Consider the following 17,051-nt stretch of genomic DNA (forward strand, 5'->3'; position numbering starts at 1 on the left):
GTCAGATACCGTTAGAACGGCAATATTTGCAGGTTGGAATTTGCTTTCAGCGTGACCCATTTGTTCACCTATTCTCTTAATTAGCTTTGATACGCTTGGTATCGATTCGGAAAAAGTTAGAGCCAGCTTATCAGTGAACTCGCTCTAAAAATTGAATGAAGTTAGCCGCCGATAGACGCGAGGTGTGGCGTCATACCAGTATTGCCATCATGCAAGAAATGGCTTACCGACTTGGTTTGTAACTGCGCCTGGATACGTTCAATAAGCTCACTCTCTTGCTCATCACGTTCCAAAAGATCACGCAATTCTACACCGTGGTCTCCAAACAGACATAGGTGCAGCTTACCCATCGCAGAAACGCGCAGTCGGTTGCAGCTTTCACAAAAGTCTTTTTCATAAGGCATGATAAGACCTATTTCACCCTTGTAATCAGGATGAACAAATACTTGCGCAGGACCATCATTATGCGAGCGCACTTTCAGCAACCAACCATTTGCAATTAGCTGGTTACGAATTGCCACTCCGGATACATGGTGCTTATTAAATAGCTCATCCATCTCACCCGTTTGCATCAACTCAATGAAACGCAGTTGGATTGGACGATCTTTTATCCAGTTAAGAAACGCTGGCAGCTCGTGATGGTTCAGATCTTTCATCAACACCACATTAACTTTTACTTGCTCATAACCGACCTCGAACGCACGTTCGATACCATTCATGACTTCAGTAAACTTATTTTCACCTGTGATTTGACGAAACATACGCGGGTCAAGGCTATCCACACTGACATTAATGTGGGTTAAACCCGCTTCACGCCAATCTGCGACTTGTTTTGCCATGCGATAGCCATTGGTTGTCGTTGCAACTTTTTGAATGCCAGGCGTCGCCACTACTGAATGGATAATGTCGGTAAAATCTTTGCGTAAGCTAGGCTCACCACCAGTGATGCGCACTTTTGACGTGCCACAATCAGCGAATGCTTTTACGACCCGTTTGATTTCAGGGAGAGATAAAAAAGACGAGTTTTTATTGCCCGAAGGCTTATAGCCATCAGGAAGGCAATAGGTACATTTGAAATTACATACGTCGGTCACAGACAGACGCAAGTAATAAAACTTACGATGAAATTTGTCTTCGAATTGTTGCGCCACGGAACACCTTTCCAAACACGGGAGGCATGGCCATTTCCAATCATGCCCTTGTGACAGTATGCCACTGGCTCAAAACGCCTATCCAAGGACTTAGCAATAGTGAGCTCGGAGTTATGGCAACCAGAGATATGAAATCTCTGATAGCTTTGCGGTGTAAAATACTTAATATTTGTAATGGAATCCAGACTTGAGTGATAAAAAACTCTCTAGAGACACAATTTACCGCTAAGTGAGTACCTTTAAGACACTCCTTAAGATAAATTGTAGCCGTTTTTTATTAGATTATTAGAAGAACATAATGAATATCTACACAGATAAAAAAGTGGTCGCTGTTGGCGGTGGTCATGGCTTAGGTCGAATGCTGGCCGCATTACGAGATTTTGGCAGCAATGCAACTGGGATTGTTGCCACGACTGACAATGGTGGTTCAACAGGAAGAATTCGTCACTGCCAAGGAGGAATCGCTTGGGGAGACACACGTAACTGTATTAATCAGCTCATTACAGAGCCTTCAATCAGTTCGATGATGTTTGAATATCGCTTCAAAGGCACTGGCGAACTTGATGGTCATAATCTTGGTAATTTGATGCTTACTGCACTCGATAACTTATCGGTCAGGCCTTTAGATGCCATTAATCTGATTCGCAATATGTTAAAAGTCGACGTTAACATCCTTCCTATGTCCGAACACCCTTCGGATCTTTCCGCGTTATCCGTAGATGGGAAGTGGGTTACGGGAGAAACAAATGTCGACGAAATGAAAGCAGACTTGCGACGTTTGGATCTTTCACCAGAAGTGCCTGCTACCAAAGAAGCCATCACAGCTTTGGCGGAAGCGGACGCGATTATTCTTGGCCCTGGCAGTTTTTTAACTAGTATCATGCCTCCTTTATTGCTGCCTGAACTCGGCAAAGCGATTGCAGCAAACACAAAAGCAAAAGTCATTTTTGTTGCTAACCTGAGTCCAGAATACGGCCCAGCGGGCCGAATGACGATGGCTCAAAAATTAGAATGGTGTGAACGTGCCTGTCAAGGAAGAAAAATAGACGTGGTTCTAGCAGAGAAAACCGAGCAAGACGTCTTAAGTCAATGGAATGTAGTGACGGAGTCACTCGCCTCCTCTAACCGAGACTGGCGTCACGATAGAAACAAGCTCAAACTAGCGATTGAAAGTCAGCTACAACTTTCTATTTAAGAGCACGTTACCTGGCTAGCGCCCTCTTTTAAGGTGTTTATTGATAATGAAAACCCTTCTGTCATCGAAGGGTTTTAGTTCAGGCATCCAGTAAGAACAGATGTTTACTAAGAAAAAATGGTTAATAGGAATAAATAGTTACTGTCGCCAAGAGCGATAAGCATCTCGAGTTTCGTGCAAAAGATCGAACATAACCTCTAACACCTCAGACTCAGCAGTTAACTCACCGGCTTTCGCTTTTTTGTCTATGGACATCGCCAGTTCACAAAGGCGATCTGCCCCAAAGCTCGCAGCACTACTTTTCAACGCGTGGCTGATTTCTTTTGAGTAAGCTAATCGCTCTGCCCCCTGCAGTTGGGATAAGTTCTCGATATAGGTATCCATTTCTCCTAGGAAGATATCGAACAGTACAGGTACGTTGTCACTGCCAATTTCCATCGACAGTTCATCTATTTTTTGCTGATTTAATACATTTACACTCATACTTTTTGCCGCTCTTCCTTGCCGTTCCATGCCTGTAACTTGCGGTAAATCGTCGACGGACTGACATCAAGGTATCCCGCCGCTCGAGGAATATTGCCATCACATGCTTCAATCGCTTGCTCGATTGCCATTTTTTCCGTCATCCATAATGGCATAATCTCAGATGCGGTCATCGCTTTCGGCTCAATTAATTTAGCCACAGACGACGGACGGTCAAGCGGTTGATTCAACGGTGGCGGTAACATGTCCAACGTAATCTCTTTACCGTTGTTTAGAACAACGATATTGCGTAGCACGTTTTGTAACTGACGAACGTTACCCGGCCACTCATAGCTGTTGAATCGCTCGATGACATCAGGCGCAAAACGTATGAAGCTTTTTCCTTCTTCGTGTGACATGTAACCTAGCAGTGAGTATGCAATTTCAATAACATCTTCGCCTCGTTCGCGTAAAGGCGGTAAATGCAAAGGAATGACATACAAACGATAGTACAAATCTTCACGGAATCGACCTTCTTGTACCTCTTTCCAGGGATCACGGTTAGTGGCACAAACAAAGCGCACATCCACGCTCTTCATTTTTGAGGAACCCACTTTTTGGAATGTGCCCGTTTGAATAAATCGTAGCAACTTGGTTTGTAAATCCAAGTCCATCTCACAAAGCTCATCTAGAAAAAGTGTGCCGCCATCCGCTAACTCAGCTGCCCCTTGACGATCATTCGCAGCGCCAGTAAAGGCCCCTTTTACGTGACCAAACAGTTCACTCTCAATCAAATCTTTTGGAATTGCAGCACAGTTAATTGCAATAAAAGGTTTGTCACCACGTTTACTTGCTGCGTGAATAGCCTCAGCACATACCTCTTTACCAGTACCACTTTCACCTGTGATAAAAATACTCGCTTTACTGCTCGCCGCTGAATCTATCGTACGGTAAACCTGCTGCATGGTTTGGCTACTGCCGATAAACCCCTGATAGCTCTGATTGCCTGGATTATCGGCTTCATTTTTTAGCTTGGTCGCTTTACGAATTGCATTGTTAACCGTGACACGTAAACGGTCTGCTTCACACGGTTTAATTAGAAAGTCTTGTGAGCCATGACGCATGGCCTCGACCGCGGTATCGATAGAACCATGCGCTGTCATAAAGATTATAGGTACGTCGGGATGACTCTTTTTAACGGCATGTAAAACGTCCATCCCCGTCATATCTGGCAGACGGAGATCGAGTAAAATAAGATCTGGAATTCGATGATTTAGGCTCTCAATGGCATCCCTACCTGTGCCGACAATATTGATATCTATGCCAAGCGGTGTCAGGTATGAGCGGTACAGAGCCGCAACAGATGCGGTGTCCTCGACCATTAAAAGGTAACGAGACTTTGGGCCTTCGGGTTTTTGTTGCATAACCTAGCTATTATTTTGTTGTGTTTTAAACAATAATCGCATTACGCTTTGCATTTTGCAAATAACATTAGCTAAATTATGGGCAAAGGAAAAAATTCAAAAATAATATCAATTATTTAAAAAGTGGCACAAACCATGCTGTAACCATAGTGACCCCTCGGGTCACCTAGCCAACTGACGTTGTTAGTGAACGATATGTTCACAAAACAAGCCAATAGACCCGACTGCCTATTGGCTTCTTTTTTTTACAAGCGACCTAAAATACTTAGATAGTTAAATCGGTAAGTTTGTTCAACTATTTGCGATGAACTGCGCTCGTAGTTTTTCAATCTCGTCACGCTTTTGTGCCGCTAACTCAAATTCTAAATCTTGCGCATGCTGATACATCGCTGCCTCCAGTCGACTGATTTCTTTTTCTAGCTGCTGAGGGGACAGTGCCTCGTAAGTTTGCGAAGGCTCCGCCACTTTCGATAATGGTACCTGTTTAGTGTTACGCTGGCGTTTAGACTTAGTGATATCGCCAAGTTCCATGATGTCTTTGATATTTCGTTTGAGCGCTTGTGGCGAAATACCCATTTCTTCGTTGTACGCTTCCTGCTTCTCGCGACGACGGTTAGTTTCATCCATCGCCTTTTTCATTGAGTTGGTGATTCGGTCAGCGTATAAAATCGCCTTACCTTCGATGTTTCGTGCAGCACGACCAATGGTCTGAATGAGTGAGCGTTCAGACCGCAAGAAGCCCTCTTTATCCGCATCCAAAATTGCAACTAACGAGACCTCTGGCATATCCAGGCCCTCTCTCAATAAGTTTATTCCCACCAGCACGTCAAATTCCCCAAGACGAAGGTCACGGATAATTTCCACACGCTCAACAGTATCAATGTCTGAGTGTAAATAACGTACCTTAACATCATGTTCGTGAAGGTATTCGGTGAGATCTTCAGCCATTCGTTTGGTCAGTGTTGTAACCAGAACTCGTTCATCTTTAGCAGCGCGAATACGGATCTCAGACAATAGGTCGTCGACTTGGGTCGCTACTGGGCGAACCTCCAACTCAGGGTCAAGCAAGCCTGTTGGACGAACGACTTGATCCGCCACATCACCCGCCGATTTTTCTAGTTCGTAATTTCCGGGCGTAGCAGAGACGAAAATCGTTTGTGGCGCTAGTGCTTCAAACTCCTCAAACTTCAGTGGACGATTATCCAAAGCTGAAGGTAACCGGAAACCAAACTCCACCAGCGTTTCTTTACGCGAACGGTCACCTTTATACATGGCACCTATCTGCGGTACTGTCACGTGAGATTCATCGATGATCAACAAGCCATCATGAGGTAAATAGTCAAACAGGGTTGGTGGCGGCTCACCTTCCGAGCGTCCACTGAGATAACGAGAATAGTTTTCGATACCGGAGCAAAAGCCCAACTCATTCATCATTTCGATATCGAATTGAGTGCGCTGGCTAATTCGCTGCTCTTCCAGTAGCTTGTTGTTATCTAGGAGCTGCTTTTTGCGCACTTCTAGTTCGACTTTAATATTTTCAATCGCTTCAAGAATGCGATCTCTTGGCGTCACATAGTGAGTCTTGGGATAGATGGTATAGCGCGGCAAGTCTCGTTGTTTGACCACGCCTGTCAATGGGTCGAACACACTGATGCAATCCACCTCATCGTCAAACATCTCAACGCGTACAGCGTCTTGGTCTGATTCAGCAGGGAATATATCAATCACCTCGCCACGGACACGGAACTGCCCTCGCTCAAAAGCAACATCATTGCGCGAGTATTGGAGCTCCGCTAGGCGACGAAGCATATCACGCTGATCAATCACATCTCCACGTCGCAAATGAAGCATCATTTGTAAGTAGGATTCCGGATCACCCAAACCATAGATAGCTGAAACCGAAGCAACGATAATAGCGTCTTTCCGTTCCAATAAAGCTTTAGTGGCAGACAGTCGCATTTGCTCAATGTGGGCGTTAACCGAAGCGTCCTTTTCAATGAAAGTATCTGTTGTGGGAACATATGCTTCAGGTTGGTAGTAATCATAGTAAGAAACAAAATACTCAACCGCATTATTAGGAAAGAATGACTTCATCTCACCATATAACTGAGCAGCAAGCGTTTTGTTTGGCGCAAGTAATATTGCAGGTCGTTGGGCTTGAGCAATCACATTCGCTAGTGTGAAGGTTTTACCTGAGCCTGTGACCCCCAACAAGGTTTGATGTGCTAGCCCAGCATCGAGCCCCTCAAGCAACTGATTGATCGCTCCTGGTTGATCGCCCGACGGCTGATAATCGGAGACCAATTCATAGACTTTACTCATACCCTTCCTCAATTTTACTGCGCTTTGGCTGTATATATATACACCTTAGCTAATGAAATCTACGTCTATCGAGAATTTAACCATCATTGTTAATAAATTTTCTTGTTTGTCTAGAATGCTATAGCCATACAAAAGTGACTCTGATATAGTACTTCGCCCTAGTTGAAGAGCTACACACATTCTTCACATTATAGTTTCCACAACTTTTCCCCAAAAACTAGCTTAAAACTTTCTTATCCCCAAAAGATTGATTTTCATCCACTTTGAATACCTTTTGATTAACATCGATAAATCTCTGTTTTATTTGCTTATTTTACGCATAATTCCGACTAAAAACTCATTAAATAAAAACTTAGTTGCATATCAATTTTCTTTGCCCAGATCTCATCAACATACTTATCCACAAATTTAGTGGATAACTAACCTCGAGCCTTTACTGGCAAGCCATACAGAAAAGTAAAGCCCTTAACTCAATATTTTTTGCTAAAAATGTATTTTTTTACTGTTGACAGTAGTTTGAGTGCTCGGTAAGATTCTTCCCGCTTTCAAGCAAAGCAATTCCTCCTTAGCTCAGTTGGTAGAGCGACGGACTGTTAATCCGCAGGTCGCTGGTTCGAGCCCAGCAGGAGGAGCCAGATTATAGAAAAGCCGTGTCGCAAGACACGGCTTTTTTTGTATCTTAATCGCCATGAAATCTAAGCCAATCTAGGCGTCATAAAATCACACCGAAATAAGTTCAAATTACAGAACTCATAACATTGTCATAGATAGTGTTCTCACAGCACCACACATTTAATTCTGTCTCTTTTCTAGCAAAACACAATCATAACTAGTTGAATCTATTATTAATGCAATTTAATCATTGAAAAAATGAAAAGCATTCATTTTACTCATAACAAATAAATCCATACGATTAAAAGGGTTAAGAATGGTTCCGTCCTACTCGTCGCCTCCATTCTAATTATCAATAACTTAGGGATTTACTTATGACTATTCCGACAACTGACATGCTAGATGCATGGGCTGGATTTACTGCTGGTGAATGGCAAAACTCTGTCAACACTCGTGACTTCATCCAAAAAAACTATACACCCTATGAGGGAGACGAGTCTTTCTTAGCCGAGGTTAGCAAATCCACTTCAGCATTATGGAACCAAGTGCTTGAAGGCATAAAACAAGAAAGCCGCACACACGCCCCTATTGATTTTGACACAGACTTGCCCTCAACAATCACTTCCCACGATGCAGGCTACATCAACAAAGATCTGGAAAAGATCGTTGGCTTACAAACTGATCAACCGCTAAAACGTGCAATCATCGCCAATGGCGGGATTCGCATGGTCAAAAACTCTTGCGAAGTTTATGGCCGCGAGCTGGATCCAACGGTTGAAAAAATCTTCACTGAATACCGTAAAACTCACAACAAAGCGTGTTTCGACCTTTACACCAAAGAAATCCTAGCGTGTCGTAAATCCGGCATCATTACGGGTCTTCCTGATGCCTATGGCCGTGGTCGTATCATTGGTGACTATCGCCGTCTCGCCCTATACGGTATCGACTTCTTAAAAGCAGACAAAAAAGAACAATACAATTCAACACAAACGTTCTTAGAACAAGGCAACGATCTTGAGAAAACACTTCGTCTTCGCGAAGAAATAGCCGATCAAGTTCAAGCACTTGAAGACATTCGTCAAATGGGTCTGAAATACGGCATTGATATGTCGCTACCTGCAAAAACAGCACAAGAAGCGATCCAATTTACCTACTTTGGCTACCTAGCGGCGGTTAAATCGCAAAACGGCGCAGCAATGTCACTGGGCCGTACTTCGACTTTCCTAGACGTCTATCTAGAACGCGATATCGCAAACGGTTTGATTGATGAGTCACAAGCGCAAGAAATGATTGACCACTTCATCATGAAGCTACGCATGGTTCGCTTCCTACGCACACCAGAATACGATTCATTGTTCTCTGGCGACCCAATCTGGGCAACCGAAGCCATGGCTGGTATGGGCGTTGATGGCCGTACGCTAGTATCTAAAACGACATTCCGGTACTTACATACACTACATACTATGGGCCCTGCTCCTGAGCCAAACATGACGATTCTTTGGTCAGAGCAATTACCTGAAGCGTTCAAGCAATACGCTGCAAAAGTGTCGATTGATACCTCTTCGGTTCAATACGAAAACGACGATCTAATGCGTCCTGATTTCAACAATGACGACTACGCGATTGCATGTTGTGTGAGCCCGCAAATTGTTGGTCAGCACATGCAATTCTTTGGTGCACGTGCCAACCTTGCAAAAGCGCTGCTTTACACCATCAATGGTGGTATCGATGAAAAATCGAAAGCGCAAGTGGGTCCGGTAGTGGACAAAGTTCAAGATGAAATTCTCGACTTTGACGCTTTGATGCCTCGTTTCGACAACATGTTGGAATGGTTAGCAACGCAATACGTCACAGCGTTGAACATCATCCATTACTCACATGACCGTTACAGCTACGAAGCGTCACTGATGGCATTGATGGATCGCGACGTGCACCGCACGATGGCGTGTGGTATTGCAGGTCTGTCTGTTGTTGCAGACTCTTTAGCAGCAATTAAATACGCAACCGTGAAACCCGTTCGTGATGAAGATGGCATCGCCGTTGATTTTAAAATCGAAGGTGATTATCCAAAATTTGGTAACAACGATGCCCGTGTTGATGACATCGCTTGTGATCTAGTTGAGCGCTTCATGAAGAAAATTCAGAAGATGCACACCTACCGCGAAGCAGTGCCAACTCAATCGATTTTAACAATCACATCTAACGTGGTTTACGGTAAAAAAACGGGTAATACACCTGATGGCCGTCGCGCAGGTATGCCTTTTGGACCGGGTGCAAACCCAATGCACGGTCGTGATGAAAAAGGGGCGGTTGCGTCTCTGGCATCGGTTTCTAAATTACCGTTTGCTTACGCTAAAGATGGTATTTCTTACACTTTCTCAATTGTGCCGAGCGCATTGGGTAAAGATGACTTGAGTCAGAAGAAGAACCTAGCTGCGCTAATGGATGGTTACTTCCATCACGAAGCAAGCAACGAGGGCATTGCGATTGAAGGTGGTCAACACCTTAACGTCAACGTTCTAGACCGAGAGATGTTATTGGATGCGGTTGAACATCCAGAGAAATACCCTCAGTTGACGATTCGAGTGTCTGGTTATGCGGTACGTTTTAACTCTCTAACGACAGAGCAACAGCAAGACGTCATCACTCGTACTTTCACAAGTAAGATATAAACATAGTCCATCAAGCACTCAGAAGATTTAAATAATTAGCTTGTAAATATGCATTGCCTGCCTCTCTTTTCTACCTGGGAGAGGCGGGCTTTTTTTAAAATCACACATTAGATGAAAATTAATAGGTAGTATCCTCTCGCTAACAATACATTCAGCAAACGATTCAATTTCTTATTGATTCATCAAAATAGATCAAATAGACGACTATTTTTCCATCGTGTATGTAAAACCACATCGTTCACTGGTTGTTATTGGTGTCACAAAACACGATAATATCAAGATCGGATTTTAAGAACGTAATAACTATGACCGAATATGTTTTGTTGTTGGTCGGCACTGTGCTGGTGAACAACTTTGTACTGGTGAAGTTTTTGGGCCTATGTCCTTTCATGGGTGTGTCCAAAAAACTGGAAACAGCAATAGGTATGGGCTTAGCGACAACTTTTGTGCTAACGCTCGCGTCAGTGTGTGCGTATTTAGTGGAAAGCTACATCCTTCGTCCACTAGGTATTGAGTACCTTCGAACCATGAGTTTTATTTTGGTGATAGCCGTTGTGGTGCAGTTCACCGAAATGGTTGTGCACAAAACCAGCCCGACGCTTTATCGCTTGCTTGGCATTTTCTTACCGCTGATCACAACAAACTGCGCAGTATTGGGCGTGGCACTTCTTAACATTAATGAAAACCATAACTTTATTGAATCGATCATCTACGGCTTCGGCGCCGCTGTTGGTTTCTCATTGGTGTTGATACTTTTTGCATCCATGCGAGAGCGCATAGCCGCCGCCGACGTTCCTGTACCTTTTAAAGGTGCATCAATAGCAATGATTACAGCAGGTTTAATGTCACTCGCCTTTATGGGCTTTACAGGTTTGGTGAAGTAAGCGATGAGTACGATTTTAATTGCGATTATCGCGTTAGCGGTTCTGGCTGCGATTTTCGGCGCGATACTTGGTTTTGCTTCTATTCGCTTTAAAGTTGAAGCGGACCCTATTGTGGATCAAATCGACGCCATTTTACCGCAAACTCAATGCGGTCAATGTGGCTACCCTGGTTGCCGCCCTTATGCTGAAGCAATTGCAAATGGCGACCACATAAACAAATGTCCCCCTGGTGGTCAGGCAACAATCGAAAAGCTCGCCGACTTAATGGGTGTTGAGCCAGAAGAATCTGCGCACGATCTCGACAGCAAAATTCCAACCGTTGCGTTTATTCATGAAGACATGTGTATTGGCTGCACTAAGTGTATTCAGGCGTGTCCGGTGGATGCAATTGTAGGCGGAACAAAGGCGGTCCATACCGTAATCAAAGACGAATGTACGGGCTGTGACTTGTGTGTTGCCCCATGTCCGACTGATTGTATTGAAATGATTCCTGTGGCAACGACCACAGAAAGCTGGAAGTGGCAACTTCACTCCATTCCGGTACTTAACATTACGGATGCTGCCGACAATGCAGCGAACGTGAAAGATTCAATTAAGTAAGGTTTCACATGTTGTCTTTGATTGAACAAATTCGTACAGGCGCGCTTTGGGATTTCCCAGGTGGTGTGCATCCGGCAGAAAATAAAAAGCAGTCCAACAAAACTGAACTCGCTCATGCAGCTATCCCGTCAGAAATTGTATTGCCGCTAAAACAGCACATTGGTAAAGCGGGTAACCTACTGGTTTCCGAAGGTGACTACGTATTAAAAGGTCAGCCATTAACGCAATCGGAGACCGGCTTTACGGTTCCAGTGCATGCTCCAACATCAGGTACGCTCACCGCGATTGAGCCACGAACTGTCGCGCACCCTTCTGGGTTAAGTGAATTGTGCGCTGTCATCACGCCTGATGGTAACGATGCATGGTGTGAAAGAAACCCCGTCGCAGATTACCAACAAGAAACCTCTGACGCACTGATTGATGTTATTCGTCTCGCTGGTATTTCTGGTATGGGTGGCGCAGGCTTCCCTACTGCAAAAAAAATCCAATCAGGTTTTGCTCGTACCGAGATTCTTATCGTTAATGCAGCAGAGTGCGAGCCATACATCACGTCTGATGACAAGCTCATGCAAGAACATGCCGAAGAGCTTATTCAAGGTATCGAAATTGTCGAACATATCCTGACACCAAAGCTCACGATTATTGGCATTGAAGACAACAAACCAGAAGCAATCAAAGCGCTAGAAGCTGCGGCTATAAACAAAGATATCGTTATTCGCGTTATCCCAACTAAATACCCTTCTGGCGGTGAAAAACAGCTGATCAAAATTTTAACCAATAAAGAAGTGCCAAGTGGCGCGATTCCAGCCGATATTGGTATTTTGGTCCAGAATGTTGGTTCTCTTTACGCTATAAAACGCGCAGTCATCGACGGTGAGCCGATGATAAAACGCATCGTGACTCTCACTGGTAAAACCTTCAAACAACCACGCAACGTTTGGGCATTATTAGGGACACCAGTACAAGCACTGTTGGATGAGTTTGGCTATAAAGCAGATAAGAAGTTACAGCGTTTAATTATGGGTGGGCCAATGATGGGCTTTACCCTTCCTCACTCCCAAGTGCCGATTACCAAGACAGCAAACTGTATCCTTGCTCCGACTCGTCGTGAGATCTCTCCGCACCAGTATGAGATGGAATGTATTCGCTGTAGCCAATGTGCCGAAGCATGCCCTGCTTCGCTGCTGCCTCAACAACTGCAATGGCATGCGAAAGCTGAAGAGTATGACAAACTCGAAGAATTAAACTTAAAGGATTGTATCGAGTGCGGCGCTTGTGCGTTTGTATGTCCAAGTGAAATTCCGCTTGTACAGTACTACCGCCAAGCGAAAGCAGAAATTAGAACTAGAACACAAGAAGCGGAAGCTGCAGAGCGAGCAAAACTGCGTTTTGAAGAGAAAAAAGCGCGTATGGAACGCGAAAAAGCAGAACGTGAAAATCGCTTCAAGAAAGCTGCCGATCAACGCCGAAAAGAGATGAAGTCTTCTGGTAGCGATGATGCGATAGCAGCAGCGATCGCACGAGTGAAAGCTCAAAAGACAGAAACCACTGAAAAAGCAGAGCCAGCAGTAAAACCAGCCGTAGCGGCAGCCATTGCCAAAGCGAAGGCTAAACAAGCGGCAGCAGCTAAAGCAGGCTCTAGTGAACCTGATAACTCAGAAATGGCAAAACTGCGCGAAGAACGCAAACGTCTTGCTCGCGAACGTAAAGCGCAAAAAGAACAAGGCGAAACGCCAGACAATAACGCTGATGATAAAAAATCGGCAGTTGCGGCCGCCATCGCCCGAGCTAAAGCGAAAAAAGCACAACAAGAAGATTCAACTGAATCTGTAGAATCGGAAACGTCTGCGCAGCAAGACGGCGATCCGAAAAAAGCCGCGGTTGCTGCTGCCATTGCACGTGCCAAAGCACGTAAAGCGAAGCAAGCAGACTCAACTGAAGCGGAAGAAGCTGACGCACCTGCTGAGCAAACCGACGATCCGAAAAAAGCCGCAGTTGCCGCTGCAATTGCTCGAGCCAAAGCGCGCAAAGCGAAGCAAGCAGACTCAACCGAAGCGGAAGAAGCTGACGCACCTGCCGAGCAAACCGAAGATCCGAAAAAAGCCGCCGTGGCTGCTGCGATTGCACGTGCCAAAGCACGAAAAGCGAAGCAAGCAGACTCAATTGAAGCGGAAGAAGCCGAAGCACCTGCCGAGCAAACCGAAGATCCGAAAAAAGCCGCCGTGGCTGCCGCGATTGCACGTGCCAAAGCACGTAAAGCGAAACAAGCAGACTCAACTGAAGCGGAAGAAGCTGAAGCACCAGCCGAGCAAACCGACGATCCGAAGAAAGCCGCAGTGGCTGCTGCCATTGCACGTGCCAAAGCGCGTAAAGCGAAACAAGCAGACTCAACTGAAGCGGAAGAAGCTGACGCACCTGCCGAGCAAACCGAAGATCCGAAAAAAGCCGCCGTGGCTGCTGCCATCGCTCGAGCCAAAGCGCGCAAAGCGAAGCAAGAAACGCAAACAGAGCCTGTTGAAGAAGCAACCTCCGAAGAACCAGAAGTGGATCCGAAGAAAGCCGCGGTTGCCGCAGCAATTGCGCGCGCGAAGGCACGCAAAGCGCAACAAGAAGCTAATAAAAATAATACTGAGGAGAACGAGTAGTGTCGTTTTTTATTGCCAGTTCACCGCATACCCACAGTCGTCGTAGTACGCCAGATTTAATGAAATGGGTGGCACTTTGCGCACTTCCAGGTTTAGTAGCTCAAACCTACTTCTTTGGCTGGGGTACGCTTATTCAGCTGATTTTTGCCATTGCAGTCGCTGTATCCCTTGAAGCCTTAGTCATGATCTGTCGTAAACGCTCACCAATGAGAGCGCTACGTGATAACAGTGCAATAGTTACCGCTTGGTTGTTAGCCGTTGCTATACCACCATGGTCTCCGTGGTGGATTATGGTGATCGGGCTTATTTTTGCGATAGTAATCGCTAAACACCTCTATGGTGGCCTTGGACAAAACTTATTCAACCCTGCAATGGTCGCTTATGTGGTCTTGTTGATCTCTTTCCCAGTACAAATGACGAGTTGGAGTGCACCGACATCACTCATACCTGATCATGTAAATTTTGCAGATACACTCTCTTTAATTTTTACGGGCTATGATTACGACGGCTTATCACTTCAGCAAGTTCGCTCAGGTGTTGACGGCGTGACAATGGCGACACCACTTGATGCATTTAAGACTGGCATTCTTACAGGTGCCACTCCAAGCGAAGTAATGTCGCAGCCAATATTTGATGGCTTAGGTGGTATTGGTTGGCAATGGGTAAACCTTGCTTACCTTCTTGGCGGCATAGTCATGATCAAAAAGCGTATCATCCAATGGTATATTCCAGCAGGTTTCCTTGCGAGTCTGACTCTGTTTAGCCTAGTGTTCACGTTGCTGACGCCAGGGGAAACTGCGTCGCCAATTTTACACTTGTTATCTGGTGCAACCATGCTTGGCGCATTCTTTATTGCAACCGATCCCGTTTCGGCGTCTACCACCGTCAAAGGACGTTTAATCTTCGGTGCGCTTATTGGTGCTTTGGTTTTTATCATTCGCAGTTGGGGCGGTTTCCCAGATGGTGTTGCATTTGCAGTGTTGCTTGCAAATATGTGTGTGCCACTGATCGATTACTACACCAAACCTAGAACTTACGGTCACTGAGGTAAACATGTTAACCGCTATTAGAAAAAATGGTCTGACACTCGCGATATTTGCATGTGCAACAACCGGATTAGTCGCCCTTACTCAGTACCTAACAAAAGACCAAATCAAGGTACAAGAGCAAAAACAATTACTTTCTGTTTTGAATCAAGTCATTCCAGAAAACATGCATGACAACGCACTCACGCAAGCTTGTACAATGGTCACGTCTCCAGATCTGGGGACATTACGTGCGATGCCAGCCTACCTCGCCACGAAGAATGGTGAACCAACAGCAATCGCAATAGAATCTATCGCGCCAGATGGCTACAATGGTGAGATAAAAGTGATTACTGGGATTGATAATCAGGGCAATATTTTGGGGACACGCGTCCTAAACCACCAAGAAACCCCTGGTCTGGGCGATAAAATCGATCTTCGTGTCACCGACTGGATCCTGAGCTTTACAGGAAAACAAGTCACGGAAAACAATTGGAATTCGTGGAAAGTTCGTAAAGATGGCGGCGATTTCGATCAATTTACTGGTGCAACGATCACGCCAAGAGCCGTCGTAAAAGTGGTGCGAAATACCGTTAACTACGTAAACCAATCTCGTGAAGACATTCTTAGCCAGCCGTTAGGCTGTGAAGGAGAGCAGTAATGAATGAGAATAAATTACTGATGAAAAACGGTATGTGGAGTAATAACCCCGCTCTCGTACAACTGCTGGGCTTATGTCCACTGCTAGCGGTTTCTTCCACGATAACCAATGCATTAGGTCTTGGTATTGCAACCTTACTCGTGCTAGTTGGATCCAACGTAACAGTTTCTCTTATCCGTAACTATGTGCCAAAAGAGATCCGTATACCTGTATTCGTTATGATCATTGCCTCACTCGTTACCTGCGTTCAGTTGTTAATGAATGCCTATGCGTACGGTTTGTACCTGTCTCTAGGTATCTTTATTCCTCTGATTGTAACGAACTGCATTATTATTGGCCGAGCAGAAGCTTACGCGTCAAAAAATGATGTTGCACCCGCTGCGCTAGATGGTTTGTGGATGGGCCTTGGTATGACGAGCGTCTTGGTTGTTTTAGGTGCCATGCGCGAATTAATTGGTAATGGCACACTATTCGACGGAGCAGACCTTCTCCTAGGAGACTGGGCTTCAGCTCTACGGATTCAAGTTTTCCAATTTGACAATAGCTTCCTGTTAGCGCTTCTCCCACCTGGTGCATTTATCGGTGTTGGGCTGTTGATAGCGCTCAAAAATGTCATAGATAATTCAATTCAGGCACGTCAACCAAAAGAAGAAAAACCAACCATAGAACGTGCTCGCGTCACTAACGCATAACAAGATAAGGCTCTGTCATAGGAGCCTTTTTCATAAACCGCAGAGACGGTATTGGAAGTCAGCAATGAACAAAATAAAAAGAATCGAAATTCTTGAGCGATTACGAGAAAACAATCCGAATCCTCAAACTGAGCTTAACTGGAGCTCCCCTTTTGAGCTGCTAATCGCTGTATTACTATCAGCTCAAGCAACCGATGTAAGCGTCAATAAAGCCACCGACAAGCTTTTCCCTGTAGCGAATACACCTCAAAGCATTCTTGATTTGGGAGTCGATGGCTTAAAAGAATACATAAAGACCATCGGTTTGTTTAACTCAAAGGCAGAAAACACAATCAAGACTTGTAAGATCTTGTTGGAAAAACACAATGGTGAAGTTCCTGAAGATCGTGCAGCGTTAGAAGCGCTACCAGGCGTAGGTCGCAAGACCGCAAACGTCGTGCTCAACACCGCTTTTGGTTGGCCAACTATTGCCGTCGATACGCACATTTATCGCGTGTCGAATCGCACTAAATTTGCGATGGGAAAAACGGTTGATGATGTCGAGCAGAAGCTATTAAAAGTTGTGCCAAAAGAATTCAAACTCGATGTGCACCACTGGCTCATTCTTCATGGTCGTTATACGTGCGTAGCAAGAAAGCCTCGCTGCGGTAGCTGCATTATCGAAGATTTGTGCGAATATAAAGAGAAAGTATACCCAGATAGCTAA

The 17,051-nt window shown here is 45.0% G+C and carries 13 protein-coding genes, 1 tRNA gene and 1 riboswitch; of the genes, 10 read left to right on the forward strand and 4 right to left on the reverse strand.

Annotated elements, in window-relative coordinates:
• Positions 1-161 precede the first annotated feature (161 nt).
• The gene (gene moaA, locus R7E42_RS13660; RefSeq protein ID WP_165439101.1) at positions 162-1,151 is read right to left on the reverse strand and encodes a GTP 3',8-cyclase MoaA; all 990 of its coding nucleotides are present in this window, start codon (positions 1,149-1,151) and stop codon (positions 162-164) included.
• A riboswitch (molybdenum cofactor riboswitch) is annotated at positions 1,140-1,274 on the reverse strand. Its footprint overlaps the gene before it by 12 nt.
• Positions 1,275-1,449: 175 nt before the next feature.
• Here moaA and R7E42_RS13665 point away from each other — a divergent pair.
• On the forward strand, positions 1,450-2,346 hold the full coding sequence (locus tag R7E42_RS13665) for a YvcK family protein (RefSeq protein WP_025767209.1): 897 nt from the start codon (positions 1,450-1,452) through the stop codon (positions 2,344-2,346).
• A gap of 138 nt (positions 2,347-2,484) precedes the next feature.
• Here R7E42_RS13665 and luxU read toward each other — a convergent pair whose 3' ends face one another.
• The 3 genes from luxU to uvrB all read right to left on the reverse strand — a co-directional run bounded on the left by luxU (position 2,485) and on the right by uvrB (position 6,554).
• Positions 2,485-2,829, reverse strand: a complete 345-nt coding sequence (gene luxU / locus R7E42_RS13670) for a quorum-sensing phosphorelay protein LuxU (protein WP_005380770.1) — start codon at positions 2,827-2,829, stop codon at positions 2,485-2,487.
• The gene (gene luxO / locus R7E42_RS13675; RefSeq protein ID WP_005380768.1) at positions 2,826-4,232 is read right to left on the reverse strand and encodes a quorum-sensing sigma-54 dependent transcriptional regulator LuxO; all 1,407 of its coding nucleotides are present in this window, start codon (positions 4,230-4,232) and stop codon (positions 2,826-2,828) included. The genes luxU and luxO overlap by 4 nt, the downstream gene beginning before the upstream one ends.
• Before the next feature lie 291 nt (positions 4,233-4,523).
• Complete coding sequence (uvrB, locus tag R7E42_RS13680; protein WP_017636056.1) at positions 4,524-6,554, reverse strand: excinuclease ABC subunit UvrB; 2,031 nt, start codon at positions 6,552-6,554, stop codon at positions 4,524-4,526.
• A 559-nt stretch (positions 6,555-7,113) separates the two neighbouring features.
• Here uvrB and R7E42_RS13685 point away from each other — a divergent pair.
• The 9 genes from R7E42_RS13685 (at position 7,114) to nth (ending at position 17,051) form a co-directional block, all read left to right on the forward strand.
• Positions 7,114-7,189 (forward strand) — tRNA-Asn (locus tag R7E42_RS13685).
• A 351-nt stretch (positions 7,190-7,540) separates the two neighbouring features.
• Complete coding sequence (pflB, locus tag R7E42_RS13690; RefSeq protein ID WP_213866426.1) at positions 7,541-9,838, forward strand: formate C-acetyltransferase; 2,298 nt, start codon at positions 7,541-7,543, stop codon at positions 9,836-9,838.
• 305 nt (positions 9,839-10,143) lie between these two features.
• A complete protein-coding gene (rsxA, locus tag R7E42_RS13695) occupies positions 10,144-10,722 on the forward strand; it encodes an electron transport complex subunit RsxA (protein ID WP_005380762.1) in 579 nt (192 codons plus the stop codon).
• Between the two features lie 3 nt (positions 10,723-10,725).
• On the forward strand, positions 10,726-11,322 hold the full coding sequence (rsxB, locus tag R7E42_RS13700; protein WP_005380760.1) for an electron transport complex subunit RsxB: 597 nt from the start codon (positions 10,726-10,728) through the stop codon (positions 11,320-11,322).
• Between the two features lie 8 nt (positions 11,323-11,330).
• A complete protein-coding gene (gene rsxC / locus R7E42_RS13705; RefSeq protein ID WP_213874812.1) occupies positions 11,331-13,967 on the forward strand; it encodes an electron transport complex subunit RsxC in 2,637 nt (878 codons plus the stop codon).
• On the forward strand, positions 13,967-15,013 hold the full coding sequence (rsxD, locus tag R7E42_RS13710; RefSeq protein ID WP_005380749.1) for an electron transport complex subunit RsxD: 1,047 nt from the start codon (positions 13,967-13,969) through the stop codon (positions 15,011-15,013). Before rsxC ends, rsxD begins: the two co-directional genes overlap by 1 nt.
• 7 nt (positions 15,014-15,020) lie before the next feature.
• Positions 15,021-15,653: an electron transport complex subunit RsxG gene (gene rsxG / locus R7E42_RS13715; protein ID WP_005380747.1), complete on the forward strand. Its 633-nt coding sequence runs from the start codon at positions 15,021-15,023 to the stop codon at positions 15,651-15,653.
• Positions 15,653-16,345 (forward strand): electron transport complex subunit E, encoded by a 693-nt coding sequence (locus tag R7E42_RS13720; protein WP_005380745.1) that lies wholly within the window; start codon positions 15,653-15,655, stop codon positions 16,343-16,345. Before rsxG ends, R7E42_RS13720 begins: the two co-directional genes overlap by 1 nt.
• A gap of 64 nt (positions 16,346-16,409) precedes the next feature.
• Positions 16,410-17,051 carry an endonuclease III gene (gene nth / locus R7E42_RS13725; protein WP_005380743.1) on the forward strand — a complete coding sequence of 214 codons (642 nt, stop codon included), beginning with the start codon at positions 16,410-16,412 and terminating at the stop codon, positions 17,049-17,051.

The organism is Vibrio sp. Vb1337 (assembly GCF_033338715.1).
GTDB classification, from domain to species: domain Bacteria; phylum Pseudomonadota; class Gammaproteobacteria; order Enterobacterales; family Vibrionaceae; genus Vibrio; species Vibrio alginolyticus.

Bases quoted from the DNA above. Each gene is read 5' to 3' on its own strand.
- R7E42_RS13665 (WP_025767209.1), top strand. From the start codon at position 1,450: ATGAATATCTACACAGATAAAAAAGTGGTCGCTGTTGGCGGTGGTCAT.
- luxU (WP_005380770.1), bottom strand. From the start codon at position 2,829: ATGAGTGTAAATGTATTAAATCAGCAAAAAATAGATGAACTGTCGATG.
- luxO (WP_005380768.1), bottom strand. From the start codon at position 4,232: ATGCAACAAAAACCCGAAGGCCCAAAGTCTCGTTACCTTTTAATGGTC.
- uvrB (WP_017636056.1), bottom strand. From the start codon at position 6,554: ATGAGTAAAGTCTATGAATTGGTCTCCGATTATCAGCCGTCGGGCGAT.
- pflB (WP_213866426.1), top strand. From the start codon at position 7,541: ATGACTATTCCGACAACTGACATGCTAGATGCATGGGCTGGATTTACT.
- rsxA (WP_005380762.1), top strand. From the start codon at position 10,144: ATGACCGAATATGTTTTGTTGTTGGTCGGCACTGTGCTGGTGAACAAC.
- rsxB (WP_005380760.1), top strand. From the start codon at position 10,726: ATGAGTACGATTTTAATTGCGATTATCGCGTTAGCGGTTCTGGCTGCG.
- rsxC (WP_213874812.1), top strand. From the start codon at position 11,331: ATGTTGTCTTTGATTGAACAAATTCGTACAGGCGCGCTTTGGGATTTC.
- rsxG (WP_005380747.1), top strand. From the start codon at position 15,021: ATGTTAACCGCTATTAGAAAAAATGGTCTGACACTCGCGATATTTGCA.
- R7E42_RS13720 (WP_005380745.1), top strand. From the start codon at position 15,653: ATGAATGAGAATAAATTACTGATGAAAAACGGTATGTGGAGTAATAAC.
- nth (WP_005380743.1), top strand. From the start codon at position 16,410: ATGAACAAAATAAAAAGAATCGAAATTCTTGAGCGATTACGAGAAAAC.